The organism is Acinetobacter sp. NCu2D-2 (assembly GCF_001647675.1).
Taxonomy (GTDB): domain Bacteria; phylum Pseudomonadota; class Gammaproteobacteria; order Pseudomonadales; family Moraxellaceae; genus Acinetobacter.
In genome coordinates, this window is record NZ_CP015594.1 from 2,597,894 (window position 1) to 2,616,564 (window position 18,671).

Genomic DNA, 18,671 nt, shown 5'->3' on the forward strand with positions numbered 1-18,671 from the left:
AAACAAAAAAAATAGATTGCACCAGGACGTGAGGTACGACAGGAGTTATACCTAGAACACGAAATACGAAAAAGCCTCGACAGGATGTCGGGGCTTTTTCACATCTATACATTTCTTTTCAAGACTTACAGTTCCCCTGCAAAAAATGAACATTCACTCAAAAGCTGCATTGTTAAGCTGTGGGTCAATTCAATTTTTTGAGAATGCTGATCATGGTCAAAAAAGTGTTATTTATAACCTCGAATGCGGGTGTCGAGCGTGATGAATTAATTAAACCTTTAGAGTTCCTAAAATCAAAAGGAATTGAAGTGATTCATGCTGCTGAAAAGAATGAAGATGTTGAAACAATGGAAAGTGATAAAAAACCATCAAGCAGTTATACCCCAGATACGACCCTTTCTAATATTAATGCAGATGAATACGATTTATTGGTGATTCCGGGCGGTACGGTTAATGCTGATACCTTACGGATCAATGAGGATGCACAAAAGATTATTCAGTCTTTCACAGATCATCAAAAACCAATTGCAGCCATTTGTCATGCGCCTTGGACATTAATTAATGCTGAGCGCATCCGTGATAAGAATCTAACCTCCTATGAAAGTATTCGTTTAGATCTGGAAAATGCAGGTGGCAAGTGGGTCGATGAAGAAGTGCATCGTTGTAATACAGGTGGATGGATATTAATTACCTCACGTAATCCAAACGATATTCCTGCTTTTAATCATGCAATTTTAAAAGAGCTGGAAGCCTAATATTTTAGGTAATAAAAAACCCCATTCTGGGGTTTTTCTGTTTTGAAATTATAGACTTTTTAGATACGCCACAATTTCGTCTTCTTCTGCCATTTCAGCCAGTTGCAGTGCAGTATATTCGCCTTTGTAGGCAACATTTGCGCCTTTTGCTACAAGGAGTTTTACGACATCTAAATAGCCATTTTCAGCGGCAGCTTGAAGTGCGCTATAGCCTTCATCATCGGTTTGGTTGACGTCATTGCCATTGGCTAATGCTTTTTCAACTTGGGCAACGTCACCAATGGATGACCAGTAGACGAGTTCAGGAAGATGAAGTTCTTCATCATCTTCCGGGATTGGGGAGATGGAATTGAATTGCATATTTAATCTCATTGAGTTTTATAGGGAGGATATTGGTTCTTTCCAAAATGTCTGTGCAAATCCCGTATCGTTCACCAAAGATAATAGCATTACCTATTTATATTTTCGTCCATCTAAATCTTCGTAATGAATGGAAAGTGGTATTTTAGCATTTGGAATCCAAGAATTATTATGCCCTAAATGCCAAAAAGCATTTGTTAATACATGGTTATTAGCTAGAACAGGGATTAGAACATCACTAAAAAAGCATCTTGAGGCATCAATCGGAATTTCTTTTTTAAGTTGTGCATTTTCTACGTCTTTTTTATTAACCTTTAAAACTATATTCTTTGCTGGCCTATTCCCTGTATTTTCTAGTAACAAATTAAGCGCTCCTGCTTTTCCTGCACTCGTTACCCTTGCTGTTACTAATGGTCGATTTGCATTACTCCACGAATACATAGCAAAGGCTAATGAAAGCAAAGAAACAACAATCGAAAATAAACTGATAAAAATTGATATATTCATGTTCTAAGATTTAATAATTTTCTATAACATAAACCTTAATTTAGTCAAAAAGAAGCCCCCTTTCGGAGGCTTCTTTTAATCTAAATCTTTTTACGCTTTTGCGACTGCTGGCTGACTTGAAGCAATTTTTTCAGACTCGCTTTCATTCATAATCAATGCCACAGCAATAGCTGTAATCAAAACAGGTAGACCCACTGCAATAAAGTTAAAGTGTGCAGGTAAATTCATTCCCAACAAACCGCCAATCAAAATTGGACCAATAATCGCACCCATACGACCAATCGCAGACGACCAACCAATTCCTGTAGAACGCACTGCCAATGGGTAATATTGCGCAACATAGCTATATAGCAACATTTGCGAACCGATTGATGCAGCACCTGCCAAGAATACCAAGATGTAGAGCAAGAATTGATTTGATTGGAAGCCCATTAAGCTCATCACAATCGCACCCATAATGCCGAGGAACATTAGTACAGGTTTTAAATGGAAACGGTCTGCCAGAATGCCCCCGCCTACAATACCAATCACAGCGCCAACATTCATGACCAACATAAACATCAAGCTGTTATCCATTGAATAGCCTGCTGCCATCATCAATTTTGGTAACCAGCTGCTTAAAGCATACATCGTTAATAAACAGGTAAAAAATGCTGTCCAAAACAGTAATGTATTTACAGCACGTCCACGACGGAACAAACTCAAAACACTTGCGGACTCAGGAACATCAACTTTGTTTAGCTCGAAGGTTGTCTCTTCCTTTACTGTAACTTTAGGCTCCAGCTGACGCACAATGCGACGTGCTTCTGCTTGTCGATTTTGCTGCACAATAAAAGTTAAAGATTCGGGTAAGAATTTCCAAATCACAGGGAGTAAAAATAACGGAATACCTGCAATAAAAAACATGATTTGCCAACCAAAATCTGGCGTAAACCATGAACCTAATAATGCAGCCATAACGCCACCTACTGCATAACCGCTGAACATAGTCGTCACTAAAGTACTACGCATTTTCTGAGGAGCATATTCAGAGGTTAACGCCACAAGGTTTGGCATAACACCACCAATCCCTAAACCTGCTAAAAAGCGCAAAATACCAAATTCAGTTGGATTCGAAGCAAAACCGCCCGCAAAAGTTAATCCACTAAATAACACGATACAAATCATAATGACTTTCTTACGACCGATCTTGTCTGCAAGTGAACCAAATAACATTGCGCCAAACATCATGCCAGCCAAAGCTGTACTTGCAAGCATGCCCGCCTGCATTGCACTGAGTCCCCAGTCTTGCATCAATAATGGCAATACAACACCATTAATCGCGAGGTCATAACCATCAAATAAGATGATGAGCAAACACCAAGCAACAACTTTAAAATGAAATCCTGAAAATTTTGCGTGATCAATAATATCGTTTGCATTTAATGCTTTATTAGACATTATTCACCTCCTGTGAATTAATATTGCGTTGCACTTTAACTAGCGCCCTTCAGTTTAGAGTTGTGATTTTTAAAATAAAACTGAAGCCATTTACTAAAGCAATTTCAATCAGGATATTCACACGCCCAATAGCTCTGTAAATATTCAACATTAGTCTAATTATGTGTTTATAAAGAAGAAGTTAATAAAATTTAAAATAAATATACAAATAAATCAGTATCTTACAAAAATAATAAAAACCCATGAGTTCAGTTTTTTTAACGTCATTATTAACTAGATAATCCTTATAAATTAATAATAAGCCGAGACTAATTCAATAATTCAATTTATAAAAACTTTAATTAAGATATAAAAAATGAAATATTAAAAATATTCAGAAACTCGTTAAGAGTATTTCTATGATTAGGTAAAAAATCTAAATTGATAACTACAGTAACGGATAATATTTATACGTTTTAAGTAAATAACTTTCTTCCTGCATAAAAAAATCCCCCCTGCTATTGAGCTAGGGGGATTTTGGAATAATGAGCTGGCGATGACTTACTCTCACATGGCAAATGCCACACTACCATCAGCGCTAAGAGGTTTCACTTCTGAGTTCGGGAAGGGATCAGGTGGTTCACTCTTGCTATTGTCGCCAGCACAACTGTTTATGCTTACTCACTTAGGTCTTATTTAGATGCCTTAGCTTTCGTCAAATAGAATTCATTAACAGGGATACTTGAGTTGTATAGTTTGATCTTTAGCGTTAACTAAATCAAGTTATTGTGATGATGATTTGATCAACAACACCAACTGTTTGGGTGTTGTATAGTCAAGCCTCACGAGCAATTAGTATTGGTCAGCTTCATGCGTCACCGCACTTCCACATCCAACCTATCAACGTCGTAGTCTTCAACGGCTCTTTAGGAGACATAAAGTCTCGGGGAAATCTTATCTTGAGGTAGGCTTCCCGCTTAGATGCTTTCAGCGGTTATCCCTTCCGAACATAGCTACCCGGCGATGCGACTGGCGTCACAACCGGTACACCAGAGGTTCGTCCACTCTGGTCCTCTCGTACTAGGAGCAGATCCTCTCAAATTTCCAACGCCCACGGTAGATAGGGACCGAACTGTCTCACGACGTTCTAAACCCAGCTCGCGTACCTCTTTAAATGGCGAACAGCCATACCCTTGGGACCTGCTTCAGCCCCAGGATGAGATGAGCCGACATCGAGGTGCCAAACACCGCCGTCGATATGAACTCTTGGGCGGTATCAGCCTGTTATCCCCAGAGTACCTTTTATCCGTTGAGCGATGGCCCTTCCATACAGAACCACCGGATCACTAAGACCTACTTTCGTACCTGCTCGACTTGTGGGTCTCGCAGTTAAGCGCGCTTTTGCCTTTATACTCTACGCGTGATTTCCGACCACGCTGAGCGCACCTTCGTACTCCTCCGTTACTCTTTAGGAGGAGACCGCCCCAGTCAAACTACCCACCAGACATGGTCCTCGTCCCGGATTACGGGACAGAGTTAGAACCTCAATATTACCAGGGTGGTATTTCAAGATTGGCTCCATCGCAACTAGCGTCACGACTTCAAAGCCTCCCACCTATCCTACACAAGTAAGATCAAAGTTCAATGTCAAGCTGCAGTAAAGGTTCACGGGGTCTTTCCGTCTAGCCGCGGGTACACCGCATCTTCACGGCGATTTCGATTTCACTGAGCCTCTGCTGGAGACAGCGCCCCCATCATTATGCCATTCGTGCAGGTCGGAACTTACCCGACAAGGAATTTCGCTACCTTAGGACCGTTATAGTTACGGCCGCCGTTTACTGGGGCTTCGATCAATAGCTTCGCTTGCGCTAACCACATCAATTAACCTTCCAGCACCGGGCAGGCATCACACCCTATACGTCCACTTTCGTGTTTGCAGAGTGCTATGTTTTTAATAAACAGTTGCAGGGGCCTGGTTTCTGTGGCTGCTCTCAGCTCAGGAAGCAAGTTCCATCACCAAAAGCAGCGTACCTTCTCCCGAAGTTACGGTACCATTTTGCCTAGTTCCTTCAGCAGAGTTCTCTCAAGCGCTTTGGTCTACTCGACCTGACCACCTGTGTCGGTTTCGGGTACGATTCCTGTTTAACTGAAGCTTAGAGACTTTTCCTGGAAGTATGGTATCAGCCACTTCGCTGTACAAGTACAGCTTGCTATCAACTCTCAGCATAGAGCACCCCGGATTTGCCTAAGATGCATGCCTACTGTCTTCCACCTGGACAACCAACGCCAGGCTGACTTAACCTTCTCCGTCCTCTCATCGCATTAAACAGAAGTATTGGAATATTAACCAATTTCCCATCGACTACGCCTCTCGGCCTCGCCTTAGGGGTCGACTCACCCAGCCCCGATTAACGTTGGACTGGAACCCTTGGTCTTTCAGCGAACGGGTTTTTCACCCGTTTTATCGTTACTCACGTCAGCATTCGCACTTCTGATACCTCCAGCAGACTTCTCAATCCACCTTCATCGGCTTACAGAACGCTCCCCTACCACTTGCAATAAATTGCAAATCCGCAGCTTCGGCATATAGTTTTAGCCCCGTTACATCTTCCGCGCAGGCCGACTCGACTAGTGAGCTATTACGCTTTCTTTAAAGGGTGGCTGCTTCTAAGCCAACCTCCTAGCTGTCTATGCCTTCCCACATCGTTTCCCACTTAACTATAATTTAGGGGCCTTAGCTGGCGGTCTGGATTGTTTTCCTCTTGACTACGGACGTTAGCACCCGCAGTCTGTCTCCCGGATAGTACTCATTGGTATTCGGAGTTTGCATCGGTTTGGTAAGTCGGGATGACCCCCTAGCCGAAACAGTGCTCTACCCCCAATGGTATTCGTCCGAGGCGCTACCTAAATAGCTTTCGGGGAGAACCAGCTATCACCGAGTTTGATTAGCCTTTCACCCCTATCCACAAGTCATCCCCTGGCTTTTCAACGACAGTGGGTTCGGTCCTCCAGTTAGTGTTACCCAACCTTCAACCTGCTCATGGATAGATCACCCGGTTTCGGGTCTACACCCAGCAACTAAACGCCCTATTAAGACTCGGTTTCCCTACGGCTCCCCTATACGGTTAACCTCGCTACTGAATGTAAGTCGCTGACCCATTATACAAAAGGTACGCAGTCACATCACGAAGATGCTCCCACTGCTTGTATGCATGCGGTTTCAGGATCTATTTCACTCCCCTCACAGGGGTTCTTTTCGCCTTTCCCTCACGGTACTGGTTCACTATCGGTCAGTCAGGAGTATTTAGCCTTAGAGGATGGTCCCCCTATATTCAGACAAGGTTTCACGTGCCTCGCCCTACTCGACATCATCATATAAGCCCTTTCGTGTACAGGACTATCACCATCTATGGTCGCACTTCCCAGAGCGTTCCACTAAAGCTTATATGACTTAATGGGCTGATCCCCGTTCGCTCGCCGCTACTGAGGGAATCTCAATTGATTTCTTTTCCTAAGGGTACTGAGATGTTTCACTTCCCCTCGTTTGCCTCATTAACCTATGTATTCAGTTAATGATACCTACCTTATGGTAAGTGGGTTTCCCCATTCAGAAATCTCCGGATCACAGGATATTTGCCGCCTCCCCGGAGCTTATCGCAGGCTATTACGTCTTTCATCGCCTCTGACTGCCAAGGCATCCACCACATGCACTTAATTACTTGACTATACAACCCCAAACAGTCGATCGATCCTACAAGTAGATCAACCAACAAGTCTTACGACTCACAGTTCGTTGTTCGTGTACTTAAACACTGTACAGCTTCAATCAAATTCACATACCAAAACGCTTGATTCAGTTTAATCGCTAGTACTCATTAATCTTTAAACAATTGCTTGTTTAAGTCTTAACGAGTATGAACAAATTATTTCAACTCAAATATATTCTGTTAATGATTTAATGCATCTTCGTCAGATTGCATTACTGTGATAAATCACAGAGATTATCAAGTGGTGCGTATCATAACGCTTCTACTTGTTAATCTCTAGGATCTAATCACTTGATCGCTTAGGAACTAAACATTCATCTTACTGAATGGTTATTCTTAACTCATTCTACTCAAATCTGATGATTTAAGTGATGGTGGAGACTAGGAGAGTCGAACTCCTGACCTCCTGCGTGCAAAGCAGGCGCTCTACCAACTAAGCTAAGTCCCCAGCTTATCAATAAGTCAATGTACTGATTACTGTCTATTGCAGATGGTGGGTCTGACAAGACTTGAACTTGTGACCCCACGCTTATCAAGCGTGTGCTCTAACCAACTGAGCTACAGACCCTCAGATACATCGTCATGAAGAACAACTTGTTGTGGATTCTTACCAATCGTCAATCTTTCGTTAAGGAGGTGATCCAGCCGCAGGTTCCCCTACGGCTACCTTGTTACGACTTCACCCCAGTCATCGGCCACACCGTGGTAAGCGTCCTCCCTAAGGTTAGACTACCTACTTCTGGTGCAACAAACTCCCATGGTGTGACGGGCGGTGTGTACAAGGCCCGGGAACGTATTCACCGCGGCATTCTGATCCGCGATTACTAGCGATTCCGACTTCATGGAGTCGAGTTGCAGACTCCAATCCGGACTACGATCGGCTTTTTGAGATTAGCATCCTATCGCTAGGTAGCAACCCTTTGTACCGACCATTGTAGCACGTGTGTAGCCCTGGTCGTAAGGGCCATGATGACTTGACGTCGTCCCCGCCTTCCTCCAGTTTGTCACTGGCAGTATCCTTAAAGTTCCCACCCGAAGTGCTGGCAAATAAGGAAAAGGGTTGCGCTCGTTGCGGGACTTAACCCAACATCTCACGACACGAGCTGACGACAGCCATGCAGCACCTGTATGTAAGCTCCCGAAGGCACCAATCCATCTCTGGAAAGTTCTTACTATGTCAAGACCAGGTAAGGTTCTTCGCGTTGCATCGAATTAAACCACATGCTCCACCGCTTGTGCGGGCCCCCGTCAATTCATTTGAGTTTTAGTCTTGCGACCGTACTCCCCAGGCGGTCTACTTATCGCGTTAGCTGCGCCACTAAAGCCTCAAAGGCCCCAACGGCTAGTAGACATCGTTTACGGCATGGACTACCAGGGTATCTAATCCTGTTTGCTCCCCATGCTTTCGCACCTCAGTGTCAGTATTAGGCCAGATGGCTGCCTTCGCCATCGGTATTCCTCCAGATCTCTACGCATTTCACCGCTACACCTGGAATTCTACCATCCTCTCCCATACTCTAGCCAACCAGTATCGAATGCAATTCCCAAGTTAAGCTCGGGGATTTCACATTTGACTTAATTGGCCACCTACGCGCGCTTTACGCCCAGTAAATCCGATTAACGCTTGCACCCTCTGTATTACCGCGGCTGCTGGCACAGAGTTAGCCGGTGCTTATTCTGCGAGTAACGTCCACTCTCTGCAGGTATTATCTACAGGAGCCTCCTCCTCGCTTAAAGTGCTTTACAACCAAAAGGCCTTCTTCACACACGCGGCATGGCTGGATCAGGGTTCCCCCCATTGTCCAATATTCCCCACTGCTGCCTCCCGTAGGAGTCTGGGCCGTGTCTCAGTCCCAGTGTGGCGGATCATCCTCTCAGACCCGCTACAGATCGTCGCCTTGGTAGGCCTTTACCCCACCAACTAGCTAATCCGACTTAGGCTCATCTATTAGCGCAAGGTCCGAAGATCCCCTGCTTTCCCCCGTAGGGCGTATGCGGTATTAGCAGCCGTTTCCAACTGTTGTCCCCCACTAATAGGCAGATTCCTAAGTATTACTCACCCGTCCGCCGCTAGGAATCAGTAGCAAGCTACCTATCCCCGCTCGACTTGCATGTGTTAAGCCTGCCGCCAGCGTTCAATCTGAGCCATGATCAAACTCTTCAGTTTAAAATCAGTAGCACCTTAAAGGGTGCCAATCTTGGCTCATCAATTTTCTGACAAATATTTCTCAAATAAACTTCGAGTAATTTCTACCATCAATCAATGAAAATAATTTCGATCAATCAACCGGTAAAAATCCACACAAGTTGTTCTTCATAATCTCTTAATGATCTTTCTAACATCTCGTCAATGCTAGAAGCTGGACTCGAACACTTTACAACTTAACGCTTCGCGTTTCGTTCGTACCGTGTATCTCGTCGGTATGGGTGCATTATAGGGCAATTTCGTACACGTGCAAGTGCTTTTAACTGACACAAATCACGAGTGTTTTATTTTTATGCACCATTTTGTATCAATTACACACAAATTTACATATAACTCAATGAATTATATAAGAAATAATTATTTTAAATTATTTCTTATTATTTTTCACTGTTTTACTTGCGGTGCAGGTTTAATGCGCATTTTAATAATTTTAATTGGGGTACGTGGTACATTTTGATGCATGTTATAGGTATGCGTTGGCACAATTGACATCTGATCTACGATTTCCATCCCTTTTTTAACTTCACCAAAGACTGCATATCCTGCATTCATTACAGATCGGTTTAAAAAGTCATTATCTTTTACATTAATGAAGAACTGAGAACGTGCCGAATTCGGTTGATTGGTTCGTGCCATTGCCAAGGTGCCACGTTTATTGGTTAAGCCATTACTTGATTCATTAATAATAGCTGGGCGTGGATTATCTTTTTCCTGCATGTTCTCTTCAAAGCCACCTCCCTGCACCATAAAATCTGTAATCGTACGATGGAAGATCGTGCCGTTATAAAAACCTGACTTGATATAGTCTTCAAAATTTTTAGTGGTAATGGGTGCTTTATCGTTATATAGCTCTACTTCAATTTTGCCGAGACTGGTATTAATCTCAACTTGAGTATTGGCAGCAAAAATTTGTGTACTGATTAAAACCCCTGCCAAAACAGCTAAATTTTGCTTTAACATTTTTTAACTCATCTGCTTTTATAGATGAAGGTATATTAAGCTTAGATCAAAAATAATGCAGCATTTGTGTAAATGCTTATCGTAATAAGAGAATGAAAAATGAAATACCCAGTATTAAATGAAAAGAATATTCATCATTACCCGCCTTGGCAGTTACAAGGTGAAGGCTATATTTTAAATTATTGGATTTCACCAAACTTTATTAAAGAGGCTTCTTCCTTTTATATTGCACCGTCTCCGTTGGGGCGTGTAGTTCAAGTGATTTTGGTGCGTTATCAAAATTCACCTGTTGGACCTTATGATGAAATATTGATATTGGATCATCCTTTATTAAGTAAACGTCGCTTGAGTTCTATCCCGACCATTTATGTTTCTACTTTAGATTCGGTTGTTCATGGACAGCACTTGTGGGGCATTCCAAAAAAATTGGCAGATTTTGAATGGCAAGAACAAGGCTCACAATTAAGTTGTACCATCACTTATGAAGGTCAAAGTATGCAGATTAATATAGATAAGCCTAAATCTGCACGACGCTTCTATATGAATAGTCATCATATTCCAAATTCGATGCTCACCATTCATCAAGCTTGGCAAGGAAAACGTTATCAGTTTGCACCAAAATTTCGAGGACATTTATCTAAAATAAAAAATGTGGAATGGCATCATACCGATGACATTTTCCCTGATTTCAATAAAGCTCGTTACTTACAAAGCTTTTATGTACCAAACTTTAATTTGGTTTTTCCTGAAGCAAAGGTCATGCATAAATAAAAAAAGGTGTTTCACGTGAAACACCTTTAGCGTTTTCCAATTAACTATTTTTATCCCAGAAGCGTCGGAAGTTTTTACTCATTTCGATCACATGTTTTTTTGCTCGACGCGAAATTGGCGTCAAATTAATAAAGCCATGGGTTTGATCGACATATTCCTGATAAAACACTTTTACCCCACCCTGCTGTAATTTATGCGCGTAAATTGAACCTTCATCATGAAGGACATCATGACGTGCGGTAATCACATAGGCAGGTGCCAGTTTTTTGGTATTGCCATAAGTCGGTGAAATCATTGGATCATCAAATTCAACCTGATGTCTCAATGCATAATATTCAGTGACATTATCAACATCCTGTTCAGTCAACACTAAGCCTTCTTTATAAGCATAAAATGAAGGATGACGACTTTTAAAATCAACAACCGGATAAATCAATAATTGTGCATGCGGTGCATAGACTTTATTTGCACTACGCTGTGCAATAACTGCTGCCAAATTACCACCTGCACTATCACCGGCAACGGCAATTCTATTTTTTAAAATTTTAAATTGTTTGCTATGTTGATGTACCCAAGCCAATGCGTCTTCACAAACTTTGACAATTTGCTGTGGACTTGCTTCAGGCGCCAATGGATAACCAATACTTAAAACTTGTGCATTGGCATGTGTTGCCAATAGACGACAGTATTCATCATGGGTTTCTAGACTACCCACCACAAAGCCACCCCCGTGATAAAACACAATGAGAGGGAGTTTTTTATTCGGTGCAGGATGGTAATGTCGCGCAAAAATCGTCGCGCTTTGTAAAGGTAGTTTTAAATCATCAACGCTTTTCACTTCAGTTTGCTGACCTGCAATAGCCTGCATATTCAGTTCAAAGTTTTCACGTGATTTTTGAATATCTGTACCAATGAATCCAGTTTTGCCTTGCTTCAATTGGGCTGCCATCAGGCATTTTATAAAAGGGTCTAAATCGGGATAGATATACGGATATTTCAGTGTTTTTACTAAGCCTTCCTGAGCCACTGAAGGTAAACGATCTAATAGGCGTGCCGCTGTTCCTTGGCTTTTATCGAGAACGGTTTGTAAGCGTTGATACATCGCGGTCATTCTTTTCATCCTTTGTTTTCATTCTTCACACTTTCTACATGATCAATGGAAAATGATCATAAATTAATACATGTTCCTACATCTCAACACATAGTTTTTCTGCTTAATACGCTAATCTTATTTCTATATGTTGTCATTGACAATTTACGAACAGAGACTGAGTTGATTTGACTGCTTGGTAACTGGTACAGGAGCACGCATATGGCTAAAAAATTAATTCTACTTTCAGTTGCAACCACCTTTTTAGCTGTAGGTTGTGTGGCTTTGCCTGATGATGGTTATGGCTATGATGGACGCTATAACACAGGTTATGGTTATGGCTCAGATCGACGCTATGATAACGATCGCCAGCGTTGGGAATATGAACAACGTCAACGTTTAGCACTTGAACGTCGTAAGCAAGAAATTGAACGTCGCAATTGGGAACAAAAACGTCAAAATCAGCTTCAGCTTGACCGTCGTAAAGCCGAACTTGAACGCCAGCGTTTGAATGACATCAAAAAACGTAATGCTGAACAACAACGCAAGCTACAGTTAGAGCAACGTAAAAAGATGGAAAATGATCGCCAAAGACAAATTCAGTTAAATAAAAATAAAGCTGATGCAGAACGTCGTCGTGTAGAGCAGCAACGTCAACGCGCTAACAACGATGCACGCAAGAAAGCGGAAGAACAACGCAAACGTGCTGAAGATGCACGTAAAAAGGCAGATCAACAACGTCAACATCCATTTGCTAAACGTGTAGAAGAACAACGACGCTAATTCGCTAAAAGAAGCTCACAACCATGTGGGCTTTTTTTATATAAAATAAAACCCTTAAAGACATTCATCTTTAAGGGTTTTATAGGGGGTTGTGTTTTAAACGAGTCCAATTCGTTTATGTATGCTTCTCAGCAACTTTTTAAGAACATCCTGTCCTTGTGTTTTCAGTATAGAAAGAGTCGCTAGTGCAAAAAAGTCGTGATTGGCAATAGTCCTTGTAGGAGAAAACTTACATGAACATTAATTTAAATAAAAAGATGACTTTTGCACTGGCAAAAAAAAGGCTTACCAAGAGATAGGTAAGCCAGAAAACACAATAAGAAAATAAGAAGAAACTACAGCGATAGAATCTGAAACGAATAATACAAAGCTCTAGCAGTATTGTGAAATACTTTTTTGCTTAACAATTAATCGTTTTTATGTATAAAAAAACAACAATATTGCTTTTAACTCTGTCAAAAATTTAGCTTAAAAGCGCTATAAATCAATAATTCAATAGAACAGCGGCTTAGTTCCGCTCTCTCCTCAAAACCAAGCCACCGCTGTTAAACATCATATTGCATGTATCTTGGTGTTTTTCAAAACAGATAAATTTCATTATTTTTATCTAATTTCACGATTTATACTTTTTAATAATAAAAAAGAATGAATTATCATATAATTAACATATTAATTAACTTTTCTATCGTTCTAATTTTCAATTTTTTTCTACCTTATCGTTCTTTCCTCGCCATCCACTATACATAGAAGAATTAAGTGAGAAAATACTAAAATCACAGTAGCTAAGATTGTCAAAAATGTGCATTTCGTCGTTTTACCGCATCTTTTCGCATAAAAATGAAAATTAATTGTGCATTTTGCTTGAATTTTTTTGCCCTGCCCCGATTTCTTTAACTAATCAAGAACTTCATAAGTCATGGCAGTTCGGTGTGACTACAGTTAAACCTGATAGCTAAGGGCTGTACATGTTTAAAAACCCATTTAAACGGAGTAAATCAATGGCAACTGAGCAAAATGAGCAAGCTCAAGAACTTGAGCAAGAGCAAGCAGAACAGCAAACTCAAGCTGAAACAGAGCAAGCTGAAGTTACCGTTGAGTCTTTACAAGAAAAAATCGCTCAACTCGAAGGTGACCTTAAGTTAGAGAAAGCACGTACTGCAAATGCAGTATACGAAGCACAAAAAAGTGTTGAGCGTATCCAACGTGAATCTGAAAAGCATAAAGACACTGTTTTAGAAAAATTTGCAAAGGCGCTCCTCGATTCAGTTGATAACTTAGAACGTGCGATTGCAGCTGCTGGCGAAGAAAAAACACCATTTTCTGAAGGTGTTGAATTAACGCTCAAAGGTCTACTGACTACGCTAGAAAAATTCGGTGTGACTGCAGTTGATACAGAAAATGGCTTTAATGCAGATCTTCATCAAGCTGTAGGTATTGCACCTGATGCAAAAGCCAATGAAATTGGCACAGTGTTGCAAAAAGGCTACAGCTTAAACGGTCGTTTACTACGCCCTGCTATGGTTTTAGTGGGTCAATAAGCTAAGAAAATTCGAGAGTTTTTAATTTTTTTCTGAATATTAACTTGAAAAAAATTGAATGGCTCTCATATCGAATGACAAGTAAATTCCTTTTAATTTTCCTGTCATAAAGGGAAAAACTGGGAATAAAAGAATTTTAGAGGAAACACCCACATGGCTAAAATCATTGGTATTGACTTAGGTACAACAAACTCATGTGTTGCTGTACTTGAAGGCGACAAAGTTAAAGTAATCGACAACGCTGAAGGCGCTCGTACAACTCCATCTATTATTGCGTATAAAGATGGCGAAATTCTTGTTGGTCAATCAGCAAAACGTCAAGCGGTAACAAACCCTAAAAATACATTGTTCGCGATCAAACGTTTGATCGGTCGTCGTTATGAAGACCAAGCGGTACAAAAAGATATCGGTATTGCACCATTCAAAATCATCAAAGCTGACAATGGTGATGCTTGGGTTGAAGTAAACGATAAAAAATTAGCACCTCAACAAATCTCTGCAGAAGTTCTTAAGAAAATGAAGAAAACTGCTGAAGATTACCTAGGTGAAACAGTAACTGAAGCGGTTGTAACCGTTCCTGCTTACTTCAACGATGCACAGCGTCAAGCAACTAAAGATGCAGGTAAAATTGCGGGTTTAGAAGTTAAACGTATCATCAACGAACCAACAGCTGCGGCGTTAGCGTTCGGTATGGACAAAAAAGAAGGCGACCGTAAAATCGCGGTTTACGACTTAGGTGGTGGTACTTTTGACGTATCAATCATTGAAATCGCTGACCTTGATGGCGACCAACAAATTGAAGTGTTATCAACTAACGGTGATACATTCCTTGGTGGTGAAGACTTTGATAACGCGTTGATCGACTTCTTGGTTGAAGAGTTCAAAAAAGAACAAAACGTTAACCTTAAAAATGATCCACTTGCATTACAACGTTTGAAAGAAGCTGCTGAAAAAGCAAAAATCGAGCTTTCTTCTTCGAATGCAACTGAAATCAACCTTCCATACATCACTGCTGATGCGACTGGTCCTAAACACTTAGTGATCAACGTAACTCGTGCAAAACTTGAAGGTTTAGTTGCTGACTTAGTTGCTCGTACAATCGAACCTTGTAAGATTGCGCTTAAAGATGCGGGTCTTTCAACTTCTGACATCTCTGACGTAATTTTGGTTGGTGGTCAGTCTCGTATGCCACTTGTACAACAAAAAGTACAAGAATTCTTCGGTAAAGAACCACGTAAAGACGTGAACCCTGACGAAGCTGTGGCAATGGGTGCTGCAATTCAAGGTGCGGTATTGTCTGGTGACAAGAACGACGTTCTTCTTCTTGACGTAACACCACTTACACTTGGTATTGAAACAATGGGTGGCGTGTTAACTCCAATCATCGAGAAAAACACCACAATCCCTGCGAAAAAATCACAAGTGTTCTCTACCGCTGCTGACAACCAGCCTGCAGTAGACATTTCAGTTTACCAAGGTGAACGTAAAATGGCTCAACAAAACAAATTGTTGGGTAACTTCCAATTGGGCGACATCCCACCTGCTCCACGTGGTGTGCCACAAATTGAAGTATCGTTCGACATCAACGCTGATGGTATCTTGAAAGTATCTGCGAAAGATAAGAGCACTGGTAAAGAGCAATCGATTCAGATTAAAGCAAACTCAGGTTTGTCTGATGCTGAAATCGAAGCAATGATTAAAGATGCTGAAGCGAATGCTGAAGAAGACCGTAAGTTCGAAGAGCTTGCTAAAGCACGTAACGAAGCGGATGCTTTAATTGCTTCTGCAAACAAAGCAGTGAAAGATCTTGGTGAACAAGTAACAGCTGACGAAAAAACTGCAATCGAAACTGCGGTTTCTGAATTAGAGTCAACTGCGAAAGAAAATGATGTTGAAGCAATCAAAGCGAAAACTGAAGCACTTCAAAACATCATTATGCCGATCACTCAACGTGCTTATGAAGCAGCTCAACAAGCTGGCGGTGCGCAAGGTTTCGATCCTAACGCATTCCAAGGCGGTGAAGGCCAAGCTCAAAAAGCAGATGACGGCGTTGTAGATGCTGAATTCACTGAAGTGAAAGATGACAAAAAATAATTTGTCGATCTAAAAAAAACCGCGCGAAAGCGCGGTTTTTTTTGGCTAAAATTTATTCTTCAATAAGATGACCCGATTCATTTAAAATGATCTTATCGTTTTTATATACAGCTAAGTTAATAGGTGGATTAGATTTTTCACCTACCCGAAAGTAATTAATTTCATATCGATAAGGACCACTCTTAAAATAATAGCTTTCATTACGTGCTGTTCCCTCAACTCGTAACTCGCCTTTATTCAAAACCAGTTCAGGCTTTGAAGATACATCAAATGGATGTTTCCAAGCGGCATAACGCATTTGTCCATTGCTGAGTTCATCAATACGAACCAAATAATGCTGTGTTTTAAAAACTAATTTCGGTTCACTAAATGCGCGCATAGAAGGATGTAATTTATTTTTTTGTTGTGTGAGAAGGTGTTGACGTAATTTCTGCTCTGCAGCACCTGAATAATTCACGACCATAATTTTCAATGGTTCATTCGGAGCATCGGCCTTGCTCCTTAGCCACATTTCTCCTCTTTTAAACATAATGCCGCGCCAACCGACTTCTTGCCAATCTTCTAAGCTTGAAGCTGCAATGCTTTGTCTAAAAGGCGCATCAAACACTTGGTCAAACCATTTCAGCATTTCACTCGCATTTTGAATTGCAGGTAAAGGTTGATCACGTTTTAGTGGATAATTCACCTGCTGGCTAATCACATTTACATTATTGGTTTTAAACGCCTGAATGAGCTGCTGAATATCTTTTTTCTCTGCAGCAGTAAGTTCTGCATAACTCACGGAACTCAATAAACTTAAACTCAGTAGCGCTGTTATTTTCATGCTATTCATCTTATACCTCACCCGCGTTAAAGTTGAGACTAAACCTTTCCATTTTCATTCAGTTCTTATGCCGCGAAAGTATGAAATTTTTATATTCAATTTCCTCAGTTTCAGCTATTTTATGAGTTAGCCCAACTCAATAAAAATATAATACTGCTCATGCTTCGCTTCCTTGCTCTTATCGTAATGCTGGTGATTGGTTTTTTTCTGTTGCAAAATTATCAAAATCCACAGCAACGTCATACTGCATGGTCAGATCGGTTGAGCCAACCTTTTGATAGTCGAGTGCGCTTTCGTATTGGCGACATTGATCCACGTTTTGGCTTAACTGAACAGCAGCTGATTCAACTCAGTCAGGAAGCGATTCAAATCTGGCATCAAGGCACGGCGAAAGAGCTATTTGTCTACGATCCTAAAGCGAGTCTAACGATTAATTTAATTTATGATCAACGCCAGATTGAGCATCAAGCCCTAAAACAAAGCCAGCAACAACTCGACAATATTCAGAGTCAAAATCAGCAAAATTCTCAACAGCTTGATCAGCGTTATCAGTATTTACAGCAACGTCAGCACACGCTGCAAACCGAACGAGATGAACTTTCAGCAGAATTTAACCGTTTAAATCAAGAAAGACAAAGTTGGAGTCGAATTGAAAATCAAGACGGTGTCAATCGTCAGCGGATCGAACAACAATATCAAACACTCAAAGCAAAAGCTGAACAGCTTGATGCCGACATTGCAGACTTACGCGCCCAGAATGATGAATACAACCGACAAGTTGACCAGCACAATCAAAATATTGAATCTTATAATGTGAATGTCACGCATTTTAATCAGCGCTTTGCAGCACGTGAGTTCCATAAGGGAATTTATAATGGCAAGAGCATACAGATTTATCAGTTTGATGCCTTAGATGATTTACGACTCACCATTGCACATGAACTGGGACACGCGCTTGGTTTGGGACATAACCATGATCCAGAAGCATTAATGTATCCAATTTTATCTGCGCAAAATGACAAACACTTCCAACTAAAACCAGCAGATATCTCCATGCTTAATACTTTGAAATAAAATGATAAAAATCCCATAAAAAATATATGCCTTTAGCCCGCAAAACTGCGTGATTTCATGTTATGGTTAAGATGAAATATCGGCATACACCTATTGGAGAGGCATGTGAGTTATTATCATATTTTAATCGAAGTGAATGACCACATTAGTACGCATACTGAAACACGTGATATCCAACTCTTTGATATTGTTGATCTCAAACCGTATCTTCATTCGATTTTATTGCCGTATTTCAATGAGCAATTGATTGAACTGGATGATGAGAATATTCAGTTCAGCGATGTACTGCATGTCGAGATTAAACAGACACTTTTGCCGATTCAAGATTTAATTATCGAAGAACAAAGCTTATTACCAAGCGACACTGATGTGACCATTACGGCTTATGAAGTCTTTAATAATCGCGCTCTAAGCCAGGATGTGACTTCGGTGGTTTTTGATTTATTAGAAGCGGTCAAACTCGATACCGAAATTTAAAACTAAAAAAGTCCTCAAATGAGGACTTTTTTAAATCTATGCATGCA

13 protein-coding genes, 2 tRNA genes and 3 rRNA genes are annotated in these 18,671 nt (G+C 40.9%); 7 read left to right on the top strand and 11 right to left on the bottom strand.

The window, feature by feature from the left end; genetic code table 11:
* Positions 1-212 precede the first annotated feature (212 nt).
* Positions 213-755 (top strand): type 1 glutamine amidotransferase domain-containing protein, encoded by a 543-nt coding sequence (locus A3K93_RS12535; protein ID WP_067731516.1) that lies wholly within the window; start codon positions 213-215, stop codon positions 753-755.
* 48 nt (positions 756-803) lie between these two features.
* Here the strand turns inward: A3K93_RS12535 and A3K93_RS12540 are convergent, their stop codons facing one another.
* The 9 genes from A3K93_RS12540 to A3K93_RS12580 form a co-directional block, all read right to left on the bottom strand.
* Entirely contained in the window at positions 804-1,115 is a 312-nt protein-coding gene (locus A3K93_RS12540) for an ankyrin repeat domain-containing protein (RefSeq protein ID WP_067731517.1), read from the bottom strand.
* Between the two features lie 93 nt (positions 1,116-1,208).
* On the bottom strand, positions 1,209-1,622 hold the full coding sequence (locus tag A3K93_RS12545; RefSeq protein WP_157883278.1) for a hypothetical protein: 414 nt from the start codon (positions 1,620-1,622) through the stop codon (positions 1,209-1,211).
* A gap of 90 nt (positions 1,623-1,712) precedes the next feature.
* A complete protein-coding gene (locus tag A3K93_RS12550) occupies positions 1,713-3,062 on the bottom strand; it encodes an aromatic acid/H+ symport family MFS transporter (RefSeq protein ID WP_067731519.1) in 1,350 nt (449 codons plus the stop codon).
* Positions 3,063-3,589: 527 nt separating this feature from the next.
* Positions 3,590-3,704, bottom strand: a 5S ribosomal RNA gene (gene rrf, locus A3K93_RS12555).
* A 168-nt stretch (positions 3,705-3,872) separates the two neighbouring features.
* Positions 3,873-6,766, bottom strand: a 23S ribosomal RNA gene (locus A3K93_RS12560).
* A gap of 414 nt (positions 6,767-7,180) precedes the next feature.
* Positions 7,181-7,256: transfer RNA gene (locus tag A3K93_RS12565), tRNA-Ala, on the bottom strand.
* A 43-nt stretch (positions 7,257-7,299) separates the two neighbouring features.
* Positions 7,300-7,376, bottom strand: a tRNA-Ile gene (locus A3K93_RS12570).
* A 61-nt stretch (positions 7,377-7,437) separates the two neighbouring features.
* Positions 7,438-8,975, bottom strand: a 16S ribosomal RNA gene (locus A3K93_RS12575).
* Together the 16S, 23S and 5S rRNA genes with 2 tRNA genes alongside form the textbook arrangement of a ribosomal RNA operon.
* Before the next feature lie 423 nt (positions 8,976-9,398).
* On the bottom strand, positions 9,399-9,974 hold the full coding sequence (locus tag A3K93_RS12580) for a peptidylprolyl isomerase (protein ID WP_067731520.1): 576 nt from the start codon (positions 9,972-9,974) through the stop codon (positions 9,399-9,401).
* Positions 9,975-10,073: 99 nt separating this feature from the next.
* Here A3K93_RS12580 and A3K93_RS12585 point away from each other — a divergent pair, with 99 nt between their 5' ends.
* The gene (locus tag A3K93_RS12585) at positions 10,074-10,745 is read left to right on the top strand and encodes an acetoacetate decarboxylase family protein (RefSeq protein WP_067731521.1); all 672 of its coding nucleotides are present in this window, start codon (positions 10,074-10,076) and stop codon (positions 10,743-10,745) included.
* 40 nt (positions 10,746-10,785) lie between these two features.
* On the opposite strand, the gene A3K93_RS12590 is transcribed toward A3K93_RS12585, so the two are convergent.
* On the bottom strand, positions 10,786-11,856 hold the full coding sequence (locus tag A3K93_RS12590) for an alpha/beta hydrolase (protein ID WP_067731522.1): 1,071 nt from the start codon (positions 11,854-11,856) through the stop codon (positions 10,786-10,788).
* A gap of 201 nt (positions 11,857-12,057) precedes the next feature.
* Between A3K93_RS12590 and A3K93_RS12595 the strand changes: the two genes are divergently transcribed.
* From A3K93_RS12595 to dnaK, 3 genes are all read left to right on the top strand, one after another.
* A complete protein-coding gene (locus A3K93_RS12595) occupies positions 12,058-12,618 on the top strand; it encodes a hypothetical protein (protein WP_067731523.1) in 561 nt (186 codons plus the stop codon).
* 998 nt (positions 12,619-13,616) lie between these two features.
* Positions 13,617-14,156 (top strand): nucleotide exchange factor GrpE, encoded by a 540-nt coding sequence (gene grpE / locus A3K93_RS12600; protein WP_067731748.1) that lies wholly within the window; start codon positions 13,617-13,619, stop codon positions 14,154-14,156.
* A 153-nt stretch (positions 14,157-14,309) separates the two neighbouring features.
* Positions 14,310-16,250, top strand: coding sequence for a molecular chaperone DnaK (gene dnaK / locus A3K93_RS12605; RefSeq protein WP_067731524.1), 1,941 nt, complete (start codon positions 14,310-14,312; stop codon positions 16,248-16,250).
* Between the two features lie 52 nt (positions 16,251-16,302).
* On the opposite strand, the gene A3K93_RS12610 is transcribed toward dnaK, so the two are convergent.
* Positions 16,303-17,073 carry a hypothetical protein gene (locus A3K93_RS12610; RefSeq protein WP_067731749.1) on the bottom strand — a complete coding sequence of 257 codons (771 nt, stop codon included), beginning with the start codon at positions 17,071-17,073 and terminating at the stop codon, positions 16,303-16,305.
* A 210-nt stretch (positions 17,074-17,283) separates the two neighbouring features.
* On the opposite strand from A3K93_RS12610, the gene A3K93_RS12615 reads away from it, so the two are divergent.
* Together A3K93_RS12615 and A3K93_RS12620 are read left to right on the top strand one after the other, a co-directional pair.
* The gene (locus A3K93_RS12615; protein WP_157883279.1) at positions 17,284-18,147 is read left to right on the top strand and encodes a matrixin family metalloprotease; all 864 of its coding nucleotides are present in this window, start codon (positions 17,284-17,286) and stop codon (positions 18,145-18,147) included.
* 105 nt (positions 18,148-18,252) lie between these two features.
* Positions 18,253-18,624: a hypothetical protein gene (locus A3K93_RS12620; RefSeq protein ID WP_067731526.1), complete on the top strand. Its 372-nt coding sequence runs from the start codon at positions 18,253-18,255 to the stop codon at positions 18,622-18,624.
* Positions 18,625-18,671 lie beyond the last annotated feature (47 nt).